The sequence below is a fragment of the Antarcticibacterium arcticum genome (genome assembly GCF_007993795.1).
Taxonomy (GTDB): domain Bacteria; phylum Bacteroidota; class Bacteroidia; order Flavobacteriales; family Flavobacteriaceae; genus Gillisia; species Gillisia arctica.
In genome coordinates, this window is record NZ_CP042476.1 from 813,789 (window position 1) to 827,113 (window position 13,325).

Consider the following 13,325-nt stretch of genomic DNA (forward strand, 5'->3'; position numbering starts at 1 on the left):
AAGGGAACAACCTTTTTTATTTGTTGGGGGCAGGATCTTTTAACCCTGGAATTCGCCACCATTATCATCTTCCATATTGTTGTTTTGACGATTTCTTCGCTCTTGCTCTCTTTTTTGCTGATTAAACCTGTAAACAAGAGATACGGTAAAAGATCTTTGTCTCCACTGGAATTCACTTTCACGATCAAAAAACTGGGTGGAAGTCAGGGACCTCATTTTTCTTGAATTAAGCAGATCTCTTACGTTAAAAGATAAAGTAGCATTATCATTTAAAATATCTTTACTAAGGGCAAGGTCTATAGAAAACATTCCTTCCCTTCTTCCCTGAACATTATCTGATGGCCCCATGTAAAATGCATTAGTTTGCCATTCGATTTTTGCCGGAAGGGAAACTTTAGAACTAAACCTTCCAAACCAGCTGGTGTTCTTCGCGCCATAATCCCTGCCGTTGAATTCCCCTTCGGTTTCAAACTGGAAGAAATTGAAGCTTCCGTTTAAACGCAACCATTTGGCAGGATTATATAAAACACCTGCTTCTGCACCTATTCTTTGATTGGTAGAAAGGTTCACAGGAATTGTTCTGGTAATAGGAATTTCATCTCCCGGAGTTACAGCACCGGTAAATTCTTCAATTCGCTCAAAGGAATCTTCCTCAAGTTGGTAATAAACAGAGGAAGTAAAAGTAAGCTTATCCCATCTCTTTAAATATCCTATATCAAAAGCATTGGCAAAGGCCGGCCTTAAGTTTGGATTTCCCTGGAATACGTTGGTACGGCTGGAACGGGAAGGAAAGGGGTTAATGAACCAACCACGTGGCCTGTTGATCCTTCTGTTATATCCAACTGTAATATTTTCTCTTTCTCCTAATTCGTAAATCAGGTTCACCGTTGGAAACAGGCCTAGATAATTATTATCAAAATCGGTGTCAATGGGAAAACCAAATTCTTCCACAAGTTCTGCATCGCTCAATCTGGAATCTATCTTACCTTTTAATTGAGTATTTTCCAATCTTAAACCTAAGAGGTAAGAGAATTTTCCAAATTTTGAACCATATTGGGTATATAAAGCGTTCACATTTTCAGTATAATCAAACACGTTGGACAAGCCAAGGTTTACTTCATAAACACCCGGAGTTGTTGGATCTGTACGCAATTCATAATCTGTAACAGTGTTTTCAAAATCTCCCCTGTAACCTGCTTCAAACTGGGAGTCTTCCCCTATAGGTAATACATAATCTGCCTGTAAAAGATATTCGGTATTGTCCTGATTTGAATCTATTTGCTCCTGTAGGAACCTTGTAGTTTGATTATCAATATTAAAAACCACATCTTCATTGATAAAACCAGAGGTAACTTCTACACTTTTTCCTACCTGGAAATCGGCCGTAAGTTGATGGCCCTTTTCCCCCAATCTATTGATATAATTTAAAGCGAACTGGTACCTGTTATCTTCTTCAGATTCCCACTCCCTTCTCAAAGTTTGCTCTGCAAGAATGTTATTTTTAAAGCGCTCACTGTTGTTGGTGGTCACATCTTCATCCTGGCCGTAACGGTAAAATATACTGGCCGTAAGTGAAGATTGGTCATTTAAATAGTATTCAAGCCCAAGGTTGGTATTAAAATTCCTGTTAAGGCGGCTTACTTCTCTTTCTTCAAAGATTCGGTCAAATTCCGGCTCAATCAATTCTCCGGCTGCATTAGGACGTGACCTGTACCTGGTATCACTCCAGTTTTGGCCGGGAGCATCAAAATACCTGAAACCCGTAGTATTAAAAATGTTGAATTTATCTGTTCTAAGATTCACGTTGGCACTTAGACCTGCATTATCTGGATACCCTAAAGTACCAGTTACCGAACCATTAAAACCAAGTGTTTTTTCCTTCCGAAGAATAATATTAAGAATACCTGCAGAACCTTCGGCATCATATCTTGCAGATGGGGAGGTGATCACTTCTACGCGCTCAATAGCTTCAGCCGGTAATTGTGCAAGCACATCTGTAGACCCAAAACCTGCCATCGCAGATGGTTTACCATTAATAAGAATTCGTACGTTGTCATTACCTCTTAAACTAATGCCACCATCAATATCAACAGATACAGAAGGTACATTATTCAAAGCATCGGCCACCGTACCCCCGGCGGTAGTAAGGTCTTTTCCAATATTATATATCTTTTTATCGAGCCTTACTTCAACTTCAGTAGTCTCAGCAACTACAACAACTTCCCCAAGGGCTGCGGCACTCATTCCCAACACGATTGTGCCAAGGTTTACGTTAGAGGTTACCTGACGGTTATTGAAGCTTTTGGATTCAAATGAAATATATTCTACCAGGATATTGTAGGTACCGGGATTTACTGCAATTGAAAAGTTTCCTTCAAGATCTGTTACCCCACCATCTATAAAATTTGGATCACTGGGTTTGGTGATTGAGACGGTAGCATATTCCAAAGGAACGCCCATATCATCGTCAATAACTTTACCGGAGATAGTAAGTTTTCCCGACTGGGAAAAAGAAGAGAAAGTGAAGGAGAAAAATAAAATCAGCAGAATGCTGAGGGGTAATAACTTTTTGGTGGTCATAACATCTTTTTGCTGTTAGACGCATGTTTAGCTGTTTGGTTTAAACAACAGAAGTTAAAAAACAGTTAAAACCTATAGTTTGGCCCTAAACGATTGATTATGCTGATATTGAGTTAAGGATATTATTGGGAAGATTTTTATTGGTTCCTGTATAAGTATTGAATTTTTCTTCATTAAGGATCTTCTTCAGGTCCCGGTGTTCCCTCCTTTGTACTTTTTGCAACTTCTTTATTTTTTCAGGAGAAGCGGCATCTGAATTAATAATATCATTCTTTTTGATAGTAAATTCAATAATTATATTTTCCAGCTCTTCTGTTTGAGAGGGAGTGAGATCCAGCTTTTCTTTCCAGTGGTCTGCAATATCCTTTGCAATTTCCCGAAGCTCTTTTCTATTCTTTTCGTGAATAAATATTTGCGATAATACAAAGCCGCCAACTGCCATTGCCGTCACTCCTAAAAGTATAAGTCTGTTCTGAAGTTTCATTTTTATGATTTTAATTTTCTATAAGAGGCTATCAATACGCGATGAAGGTCTTCCTACCACCGCCTTTTCACCATATTCCACTACCGGCCTTTCTATTAATCCCGGATTTTCTGCCATTATTTTTATTAGATCGTTTGCACTAAGGTCTTTATTCCTGTACTGCTCCTTCCACAACTTTTCATTTTTCCGGATTAGTTCAACGGGTTGCATCTCGAGTTTTTTAAGCAGGGAACTAATCTCTGCCTCACTCAAAGGTTCTTTAAGGTACTCCCGTACGCGGTATTCTTTGCCTGAACTTTCAATAATTCCCAAACCTTCCCGGGACTTGCTGCACCTGTTATTGTGGTAAATTGTTATCATTTTTTCGGGTAATTAAAATACTGAAAAATTTTCAATTTAAAAAGTTTAGTTTCATCTATCAATCATCATTCCTTTGTCCCATCATCATGAGATATGCTTTTAAAAAACGATTTATATCCCCGTCCATCACAGCTTCTACATTTCCGGTTTCTTCAGCAGTTCGCACATCTTTAATTAACTTATAAGGGTGCATTACATAATTTCTTATTTGGGATCCCCATTCTATCTTCATTTTAGAATCTTCGATCTCCCGTCGCTGGGCCTGTTGCTTTTGCAGCTCGATCTCGTATAACTGGCTCTTTAACAATTGCATGGCCTTGGTCTTATTATCCAGTTGTGAGCGTGTTTCTGAATTTTCCACAACAATACCGCTGGGGGCGTGCCGCAATCGCACCGCCGTTTCAACCTTGTTCACATTTTGTCCACCGGCACCCGAAGAACGCATGGTCTCCCAGGAAATATCGGCCGGGTTGATCTCTATCTCAATGGAATCATCAACCAGGGGATATACATACACCGAAGCAAAAGAGGTATGGCGTTTTGCATTACTGTCAAATGGGGAAATTCTTACCAAACGGTGTACCCCGTTCTCACCTTTTAACCACCCAAAAGCATATTCCCCTTCGATCTCAATAGTAACGGTTTTGATACCGGCAACTTCCCCGGCCTGAAAATTCAGTTCTTTTACTGTGAAACCCCTTGATTCTGCCCACCTAAGATACATTCGCATCAACATCTCTGCCCAGTCACAACTTTCAGTACCGCCTGCTCCGGCAGTGATCTGGAGTACGGCGCTCAGGCTGTCTCCTTCTTCTGATAGCATGTTCTTGAACTCCATTTCCTCAATGAGGTCTACTGCAAGTTTATTTCTGGACTCCACATCATCTGCCGTGGCCTCCTTTTCCTTATAAAATTCATAGATCACTTCCAGGTCTTCTACAAGGGATTCGGCCTTAAAGTATTGATCTACCCATTTTTTTTCTGAATTAATCTCGCGCATCAGCTCTTCGGCTTTTTTAGGGTTGTCCCAAAAATCCGGAGAATATGTTTTTTCTTCTAAATTGGAGATTTCTATTTGTTTGGCATCAACGTCAAAGATACCTCCTTAACGCTACCAGGCGATCCTTAAGATCCTTTATATGTTCTGAATTGATCATATGTGTTTTTAATTTGGGTAAAAATAGAATTAAACCCACTTAAAGAAAACTATTTTACAAATATTTTATAGTTTTAGCTTTCCTAATAATCCTCCACATGAAATTACTTACAGCTATCTCATTGTTCTTCAGTGTGATTGTTTCAGCCCATGCGCAGTTCCTTGAAAAGAAAGAAAATTTAAAAAGTTTTGAAGGATATTTTAATTTCTATTATTCTGAAAAAGATGATGAAATTTATCTGGAGGTCAAAGATCTGGATACTGAATTTCTCTATGTAAACTCCCTTACCACCGGTGTTGGTTCCAATGATATTGGCCTTGACCGCGGGCAACTTGGAAATGAAGCAGTGGTTAAATTTGAAAAAGCCGGTAAAAAATTATTGTTGGTGCAGCCCAATTTAAAATACAGGGCCGTAACTACTAACCCGCTTGAAAGAAGGAGTGTAGAAGAAGCCTTTGCAAGGTCTGTGCTTTATGGATTTGAGATCAAAGAAGAAAAAAACGGATCATATATTATAGATCTTACTCCCTTTTTAATGGAAGATGCCCATGGAGTGGGAGGGCGGCTTGAACGTGGAAATCATGGAACCTTTAAGATCAATAAAACAAAAAGTGCACTGGCCCTTAACCGTACAAAAGCTTTTCCTCAAAATGTAGAATTTGAGGCCTTGCTTACACTCGAGGGAGAAGCTAAAAGCTCCACTTTGCGAAGTGTGCTGCCAAACTCCCGTAACTTAACGGTTATCCAACATCATTCGTTTGTAAAGTTACCCGATGATAAGTATCAAAAAAGAGAATTTGATCCCAGGAGCGGGGCTATTTCAATTTCTTATCTGGATTATTCTACACCCGTTTTTGAACCTATTGAAAAAAGATTTATTACCCGGCACAGACTTTCAAAAAAAGACCCTGCCGCTTCAGTGAGCGAAGGCGTGGAGCCTATAATCTATTACCTGGATCCAGGTACTCCCGAACCCATTCGTTCAGCGCTGCTCGATGGGGCCAGATGGTGGGCTAAGGGCTTTGAAGCTATTGGATACAAAGATGCCTACAAAGTTGAAATACTTCCTGAAGATGCAGATCCACTTGATGTAAGATATAATGTGATCCAGTGGGTTCACCGTTCTACCCGGGGCTGGAGTTATGGAGCAAGTGTTACAGATCCCCGCACGGGAGAGATCATAAAAGGCCATGTAAGCCTTGGAAGTTTGAGGATACGGCAGGATTTCATGATAGCCCAGTCACTCATGAATAAACCTTTTGCTGAAAGAGATGACAATCATGCAGAATTGATGGAGTTGGCCCTTGCAAGGATCCGGCAGCTCTCTGCCCACGAAGTTGGCCATACACTGGGGTTTGCCCATAATTTTGCTGCCAGCACCAATGAGAACGCCTCGGTAATGGATTATCCACACCCTAAAGTAGAAATAATAGATGGTGAGATCGCTTTTAAGAATGCATATGATACTGGCCTGGGGCCCTGGGACATGTTCACAGTAAAGTATTCCTATGGGGAGGTGCCCGGAAATACTTCCGAGAAACAATTTTTAAATACTGTATTGGCTGAGGCAGATGCACAAGGCCTCCAGTTTATTAGCGATTATGACGCCCGTGCTACCGGGGGCGCTCATGGAAATGCGCATTTATGGGATAACAGTAAAAATGCAACAGAGGAACTGGAGAGGATCCTTAAGGTCCGGGAATTGGCGATCTCGAATTTTTCGGTAGATAATATTCGTACAGGGGAGGCATACTCAGTTTTAGAAGATGTATTTGTTCCCTTATATTTCTTTCACCGTTATCAAACCGAGGCTGCTGTAAAAAGAATTGGGGGGCTGGATTATAACTATGCCGTGAAGGGCGGCAACCAGGTAGTAGTTACACCTATTGAAGCTGCTGAACAGAATAAAGCGCTCCAGGCAATTCTTAAAACCCTTGATGCAAGAACAATCGCAATTCCAGCCGGTAAACTAAACCTTTTCCCCCCACGGGCATTTGGTTTTGCCAGATCCCGGGAATCATTTAAGAGCAATACGGGCGTAGCCTTTGATGCACTTGGCGCACCTGGCACCGCAAGTGATATGAGCCTGGCACTTTTATTACATCCTGAAAGGGCAGCTAGGCTGGTGCAGCAAAACGTTGTAGATAAAAAATTTTCCGGGTTAAAAGGAATGGTAGATAAGCTGGTAGCAGGTACTTTTAAACTGGAGCATAAAGATGCTTATTTGCAGGAGGTGCAAAACGTAATAAATTACAATACGCTACAGCATATGATGAACCTTGCGGTGCACAAAGATGCGACTCCCGGGGTAAAAGCAGAAATGATGGGGCAGATAAGCGACCTGGAAAATTGGCTGAATAAAAACAGTAAAACTAATGCAGCGATGCACCAGTTATATCTTTTAGAAATAAAACAATTTTTAGAAGATCCTTCTGCTTTTAAAGCCCTGCCCGTAGCACCCCCAATCCCCGATGGCGCCCCCATTGGGAATTAAGAAATAGCTGAATTTGAATATTATATTAATTGAATTATGAAAGAAATAGATCTAAGAAGTGATACTGTAACAAGGCCTACGAAGGAAATGTTACAGGCTATTTTAACTGCTGAAGTTGGAGATGATGTCTACAAAGAAGATCCTACGGTGAATGCGCTTGAAGAAAAGCTTGCAAGGATGTTTGGAATGGATGAAGCCCTTTTTTTCCCCACGGGAAGTATGGCGAACCAGGCTGGAATAAAATTACATACCCAACCGGCCGAGCAGCTTATTTGCGACAAATGGGCACATGTCTATAATTATGAAGGCGGTGGGGTTTCCTTTAACAGCGGGGTTTCCTGTAAACTGGTTGATGGTCACCGTGGAATGATCACCGCACAGCAGGTGGAGGAAAATATCAATCCGCCCGATTTTTATCACAGCCCGCTTACCACTTTGGTGTGCCTTGAAAATACTACCAATAAAGGTGGTGGGGCTTGTTATGACATTGATGAAATGAAAAAGATACGGGAAGTATGCAACAAGCACAATTTGGGATTACATCTTGACGGCGCCAGGCTTTTTAACGCGTTGGTGGCTAAAAATGAAGATCCAAAGGAATATGGGAAGATCTTTGACACTATTTCTATTTGTCTTTCCAAAGGATTGGGCACGCCAATGGGAAGTGTTCTTATTGGAAAAAAGGACCTTATGAAGAATGCCATTCGCGTGCGCAAGGTGTTGGGGGGAGGAATGAGGCAGGTAGGTTTTATGGCCGCAGCAGGCATTTTTGCATTGGACAATAATGTGCAACGACTGGAAGAGGATCACCGCCGTGCAAAGGAGATTGGAGGTATTCTTAAACAACAATCCTATATTGGAGAGGTGGAGCCAGTTGAAACCAATATTATAATCTTTTACCTGAAGGATCCTTCTACCGAAAAAGAATTTATGGCCAGATTACAGGAGGAAAATATAAGAATAAGCAATATGGGACAGGGAAAATTACGAATAGTAACCCACCTGGATTATACAGAAGAAATGCATTTGCGGTTTATAGATGTGCTGGGCAATATTAGTCTCAAATCCTAAGTTGAGACCCAAATAAAAAACCTCACCATTTCCGGTGAGGTTTTTTAATGTTTTGCCCTAATAGGATATGTTATTTAAACATATCAAGACCCGGGATGTCCGGCATTCCATCTTTGGCAACCGCTGCAAGTTCGTTTTCATTGATCTCGGTGGCCCTTGTAATTGCTTTATTAAGAGTGAGGACCAGATAATCTTCCAATTGCTCCTTGTCTTCCATCAACTCCTGTGAAACCGAAATATTTTTGATCTCACGTGCAGCCGTGATAGTTACTTTTAACAATCCGTCACTTGATTGTTCGTCTATCAAAACCGTTTTAAGCCTTTCTTTTGTAGCTTCTACCTTTTCCTGGGTTTCCTTGAGCTTATTCATCATACCCATCATATCTCCAAACATACTTTCTAAATTTTAATTAAGTGACTCCAAATTTAGTAATTTACTCAAATATCTGGTTAATAATGAAAACACTATTATTTAATTTCTTTGGAAACTTTACCTTTGCAGCTTAAAATACCATTGAATTGAAAAATCCAACTTTTCCTCCTCAGGCAGAAAAATTACCCAAAAAATTACCTGCTCACGACATTGTTCGGGTAGATGATTACTACTGGATGAACGACAGGGAAAATCCCAATGTAATTAACTATTTAAATAGTGAGAATGATTACAATGAGAAAATGACCGCTCATACCAAAGGACTGCAGGAGCAATTATTTAAGGAGATGAAAAAAAGGATCAAGGAAGATGATTCTTCAGTTCCTTATAAGTTGAACGGTTACTGGTATCTTACAAGGTTTGAAACCGGAAAGGATTATCCAATTTATTCCCGAAAGAAAGAATCCCTCGACGCGCCTGAAGAGATCATGTTCAATGTAAACGAAATGGCTGAGGGTTTTGAATATTACAGCCTGGGAGGGCTTAATGTAAGCCCCGATAATAAGCTGGTTGCATTTGGGGTTGATACGCTTAGTCGTAGAAAATATACTATACAAATTAAGAACCTCGAAACCGGTGAGATCCTTCCTGTAAAGATCCTTACAACCACGGGTGGCTCTACCTGGGCAAATGACAATAAAACCCTTTTCTATACTAAAAAGGACGAACAAACATTACGCTCTAATCAAATCTATAAACACATTTTAGGAACAGATCCTTCCCTTGATCAATTGGTGTTTGAGGAAAAGGATGAAACCTTTAATACCTATATTTATAAATCAAAATCAAAAAAATACCTTATAATTGGTTCCCATAGTACACTCACCAGTGAGTACCGTATTTTGGATGCAGATCATCCCGAGGGGGATTTCAAGGTCTTCACCGCCCGCCAGCGTGGCCTGGAATATGGAATAAGTCATTATGAAGATGCCTTTTATATCCTAACCAATAAAGATGGGGCCACCAATTTTAAATTAATGAAAACCCATGTGGACCATACCTCCATGGAGCATTGGGTTGAAGTGATCCCTCACCGGGATGATTATTTACTTGAAGACATTGATATTTTTAAAAATTACCTTGTAATAAGCGAACGGCATAACGGTCTTAACAAGATCAAAATCACGAGATGGGATAGCGGGGAATATTATTACCTGCCTTTTGATAATGAAACCTATACCGCATATACCAGTATTAATCCCGATTTTGAAACTTCTATCCTAAGGTATACTTATAACTCGTTGAACACCCCAACATCTGTAGTAGATTTTAATATGGATACCAGGGAAAAGCTCATCTTAAAAGAGCAGGAAGTCCTTGGAGGTAAATTTGACAAGAATAATTATATAACTGAAAGGATTTGGGCCACCGCAGAAGATGGTACAAAAATTCCGGTTTCTCTTATATATCATAAGGGAATTAAGAAGGATGGTACAAACCCTTTGTTGCAATACGCTTACGGGTCTTATGGCTCTACTATTGATCCTTACTTTTCAAGTGCGAGGTTAAGCCTTCTTGACCGTGGATTTATTTATGCCATTGCACATATTAGAGGTGGGGAGTATTTGGGAAGGAAATGGTATGAGGATGGAAAGCTGCTCAATAAGAGAAATACATTTACAGATTTTATTGATGTTTCAAAATATTTGATAAGTCAAAAATATACATCAGAAAAACATTTATACGCCATGGGCGGTTCCGCCGGAGGATTGTTAATGGGTGTAGTAGTGAATATGGCCCCTCAATTATATAATGGGGTAATCGCCGCGGTTCCTTTTGTAGATGTAGTCACTACCATGCTTGATGATACTATACCACTCACCACAGGGGAATACGATGAATGGGGAAATCCAAATGACCGGGAATATTTTGATTATATGCTTACCTATTCCCCTTATGATAATGTAAAAGCCCAGGATTATCCAAATATGCTGGTTACAACAGGCTTGCATGATTCACAGGTGCAGTATTGGGAACCGGCTAAATGGGTCGCCAAATTAAGGGAAATGAAGACAGATGATAATCTCCTGTTATTGCATACCAATATGGAGGCCGGGCATGGAGGAGCTTCCGGAAGGTTTGAAGCCCTAAAGGAAGTAGCGGAAGAATATGCATTTTTACTGGATCTTGAAGGAATTAAAGGATAATTAAAAAATTTCCCTTAACTTTGACCGGTTTTCTTATTAAGATTGTTTTAACTTTTAGGGCAACTTTTAACAAAGCCATGATTGCAAAAAAACTTCCAATATGAAAGAAGACATACAGGTTTTTGACAATGTATTGCAATTGATAGGGAAGACCCCCCTAATACATTTAAACCGGATCACCGAAACTTTTGAAGGTGATTATTACGCCAAAGTTGAAGCTTTCAACCCCGGCCATTCCACCAAAGATCGTATTGCTTTATATATTATTGAGGAAGCCGAGCGTAAGGGGATTTTAAAACCCGGCGATACAATTATAGAAACCACATCTGGTAATACTGGATTTAGTATAGCGATGGTGAGCATAATCAAAGGCTATGAATGTATTCTTGCGGTGAGTTCAAAATCTTCTCCAGATAAGATCGACATGTTAAAAACCATGGGAGCTAAAGTATATGTTTGCCCGGCACATGTTTCTGCAGATGATCCCCGGTCTTATTATATGGTAGCTAAAAGGCTTCATGAGGAAACCAAAGGTTCTGTATATATAAACCAATATTTCAACGAGCTCAATACCGATGCTCATTATAAATCAACAGGCCCCGAAATTTGGGCGCAAACTGAAGGAAAGATCACACATCTTATCGCCTGTAGTGGGACGGGAGGAACAATTTCCGGTACTGCAAGATTCCTGAAAGAAAAAAATCCGTCGCTTAAGGTTATTGGAATAGATGCTTTTGGTTCCGTGCTTAAAAAATATCACGAAACCCGGGAGTTTGATACAGCAGAAATCTACCCTTACAGAATAGAAGGTTTAGGAAAAAACCTGATTCCAACGGCGACAGATTTTGATGTTATAGATAAGTTCATCAAAGTTACCGATGAGGAGAGCGCACACACCACAAGAGAACTGGCAAAAACCGAAGGTCTTTTTGTTGGTTATACTAGTGGCGCCGCCATGCAGGGTGTGAAGCAGCTTCAGGAACTGGGAGAGTTTGATAGCAACAGCCAGGTGGTGATTATATTCCCCGATCATGGCTCGAGATATATGAGCAAAGTATTTAATGATAAGTGGATGGCAGAGCAGGGATTCTTTGATAGTGAGCATCAGGAGGAAAGTCTGGGCATTGAATTCATTAAATAAATTATGAAAAATTACAACTCCATATAACTTTTTAAGCATCCTTTAAAAAGGATGCTTTTTTATATAGAGTGGTGGAGACATACACATATTAAATTGTAAAATTGAATTGTATTTAATTACTTTTGCAGCTTAAAGAAAAGGATCTATGAGAGATTTATTTGATAAAATTTACAAGGATAAAGGCCCTTTAGGAAAGTGGGCTCAGCAGGCCGAAGGATATTTTGTGTTTCCAAAACTGGAAGGCCCAATATCAAACAGAATGAAATTTCGGGGAAAGGAAGTAATAACCTGGAGTATAAATGACTACCTGGGCCTTGCCAATCATCCCGAAGTAAGAAAAGTAGATGCTGAGGCGGCTGCAGAATTTGGTTCAGCATATCCAATGGGAGCCCGAATGATGAGTGGTCATACAGATCTTCACGAAAAATTACAGGATGAACTTGCTTCCTTTGTGCATAAACAGGCTGCCTATTTATTGAATTTTGGGTATCAGGGAATGGTATCAACCATAGATGCGCTGGTATCAAAATCTGATGTTATTGTTTATGATGTGGATGCGCATGCCTGTATCATAGATGGAGTGAGACTTCATTTAGGACAGCGCTTTACCTATAAGCACAACGATATGGAAAGTATCGAAAAGAACCTTCAACGTGCTACAAAAATTTGTGAGCAAACCGGTGGAGGTATTCTTTTGATTTCTGAAGGTGTTTTTGGAATGCGTGGGGAGCAGGGAAAACTTAAAGAGATTGTTGAATTAAAGAAGAAATATAACTTCAGGTTCTTTGTAGATGATGCGCATGGTTTTGGTACCCTTGGGGCAACCGGTGCAGGTGCCGGAGAAGAGCAGGGAGTGCAGGATGAGATTGATGTTTACTTTGCAACATTTGCCAAATCTCTTGCAAGTACCGGAGCTTTTATTGCCGGGGACAAGGAGATCATGGATTATTTAAAATATAACCTGAGATCTCAAATGTTTGCCAAATCTTTACAATCCCAATTGGTTGTGGGTGCCCTTAAGCGTCTTGATATGTTGAGGACCATGCCCGAATTGAAAAACAAATTGTGGGAAAACGTTAATGCTCTTCAAAGCGGACTTAAAGAACGCGGTTTTGATATTGGAACTACACAAAGCTGTGTTACCCCGGTTTACCTTCAGGGTAGTATCCCGGAAGCAATGGCACTGGTTCATGATCTAAGAGAGAACCACGGAGTATTCTGTTCAATAGTGGTTTACCCTGTGATTCCAAAAGGGTTGATCCTTCTTCGAATGATTCCAACCGCCACTCATACTATGGAAGATATTGAAGAAACCCTTGTAGCTTTTTCAGAAATAAGAGAAAGGCTCGAGAATGGGACTTATAAGAGACTATCAGCAGCGGTAGCTGCTTCGCACGGAGAATAGAAAATCCTGATTTATATACTATAAAAAAAGATCTGCCCTAAAGCAGATCTTTT

General features: G+C 40.1%; 10 protein-coding genes. 5 read left to right on the forward strand and 5 right to left on the reverse strand.

The annotated features are described in order from the left end of the window. Window positions 1-39 precede the first annotated feature (39 nt). From FK178_RS03520 to prfB, 4 genes are all read right to left on the reverse strand, one after another. Window positions 40-2,580 carry an outer membrane beta-barrel family protein gene (locus tag FK178_RS03520; protein ID WP_146831049.1) on the reverse strand — a complete coding sequence of 847 codons (2,541 nt, stop codon included), beginning with the start codon at window positions 2,578-2,580 and terminating at the stop codon, window positions 40-42. 97 nt (window positions 2,581-2,677) lie between these two features. After that, window positions 2,678-3,064: a hypothetical protein gene (locus FK178_RS03525; protein ID WP_146831051.1), complete on the reverse strand. Its 387-nt coding sequence runs from the start codon at window positions 3,062-3,064 to the stop codon at window positions 2,678-2,680. Window positions 3,065-3,082: 18 nt separating this feature from the next. Next, window positions 3,083-3,424, reverse strand: coding sequence for an arsenate reductase family protein (locus FK178_RS03530; protein WP_146831053.1), 342 nt, complete (start codon window positions 3,422-3,424; stop codon window positions 3,083-3,085). A gap of 58 nt (window positions 3,425-3,482) precedes the next feature. Further along, window positions 3,483-4,581 (reverse strand): peptide chain release factor 2 gene (gene prfB / locus FK178_RS03535; RefSeq protein ID WP_146831055.1). Its coding sequence is split into 2 segments (ribosomal slippage): window positions 3,483-4,517 and window positions 4,519-4,581, totalling 1,098 coding nucleotides; the frame shifts between segments, so codons are not numbered across the junction. Between the two features lie 97 nt (window positions 4,582-4,678). On the opposite strand from prfB, the gene FK178_RS03540 reads away from it, so the two are divergent. Beyond that, the gene (locus FK178_RS03540; protein ID WP_146831057.1) at window positions 4,679-7,075 is read left to right on the forward strand and encodes a zinc-dependent metalloprotease; all 2,397 of its coding nucleotides are present in this window, start codon (window positions 4,679-4,681) and stop codon (window positions 7,073-7,075) included. A 36-nt stretch (window positions 7,076-7,111) separates the two neighbouring features. Beyond that, window positions 7,112-8,146, forward strand: coding sequence for a threonine aldolase family protein (locus FK178_RS03545; protein ID WP_146831059.1), 1,035 nt, complete (start codon window positions 7,112-7,114; stop codon window positions 8,144-8,146). A gap of 70 nt (window positions 8,147-8,216) precedes the next feature. On the opposite strand, the gene FK178_RS03550 is transcribed toward FK178_RS03545, so the two are convergent. Next, window positions 8,217-8,540 carry a YbaB/EbfC family nucleoid-associated protein gene (locus FK178_RS03550; protein WP_146831061.1) on the reverse strand — a complete coding sequence of 108 codons (324 nt, stop codon included), beginning with the start codon at window positions 8,538-8,540 and terminating at the stop codon, window positions 8,217-8,219. A gap of 125 nt (window positions 8,541-8,665) precedes the next feature. Between FK178_RS03550 and FK178_RS03555 the strand changes: the two genes are divergently transcribed. The 3 genes from FK178_RS03555 (at window position 8,666) to FK178_RS03565 (ending at window position 13,272) form a co-directional block, all read left to right on the forward strand. After that, complete coding sequence (locus tag FK178_RS03555; protein ID WP_205677210.1) at window positions 8,666-10,726, forward strand: S9 family peptidase; 2,061 nt, start codon at window positions 8,666-8,668, stop codon at window positions 10,724-10,726. A gap of 100 nt (window positions 10,727-10,826) precedes the next feature. After that, entirely contained in the window at window positions 10,827-11,867 is a 1,041-nt protein-coding gene (locus FK178_RS03560; protein WP_146831065.1) for a PLP-dependent cysteine synthase family protein, read from the forward strand. 145 nt (window positions 11,868-12,012) lie between these two features. Next, the gene (locus tag FK178_RS03565; protein WP_146831067.1) at window positions 12,013-13,272 is read left to right on the forward strand and encodes an aminotransferase class I/II-fold pyridoxal phosphate-dependent enzyme; all 1,260 of its coding nucleotides are present in this window, start codon (window positions 12,013-12,015) and stop codon (window positions 13,270-13,272) included. Window positions 13,273-13,325: the final 53 nt, after the last annotated feature.

Bases quoted from the DNA above. Each gene is read 5' to 3' on its own strand.
- FK178_RS03520 (WP_146831049.1), bottom strand. From the start codon at position 2,580: ATGACCACCAAAAAGTTATTACCCCTCAGCATTCTGCTGATTTTATTT.
- FK178_RS03525 (WP_146831051.1), bottom strand. From the start codon at position 3,064: ATGAAACTTCAGAACAGACTTATACTTTTAGGAGTGACGGCAATGGCA.
- FK178_RS03530 (WP_146831053.1), bottom strand. From the start codon at position 3,424: ATGATAACAATTTACCACAATAACAGGTGCAGCAAGTCCCGGGAAGGT.
- FK178_RS03540 (WP_146831057.1), top strand. From the start codon at position 4,679: ATGAAATTACTTACAGCTATCTCATTGTTCTTCAGTGTGATTGTTTCA.
- FK178_RS03545 (WP_146831059.1), top strand. From the start codon at position 7,112: ATGAAAGAAATAGATCTAAGAAGTGATACTGTAACAAGGCCTACGAAG.
- FK178_RS03550 (WP_146831061.1), bottom strand. From the start codon at position 8,540: ATGTTTGGAGATATGATGGGTATGATGAATAAGCTCAAGGAAACCCAG.
- FK178_RS03560 (WP_146831065.1), top strand. From the start codon at position 10,827: ATGAAAGAAGACATACAGGTTTTTGACAATGTATTGCAATTGATAGGG.
- FK178_RS03565 (WP_146831067.1), top strand. From the start codon at position 12,013: ATGAGAGATTTATTTGATAAAATTTACAAGGATAAAGGCCCTTTAGGA.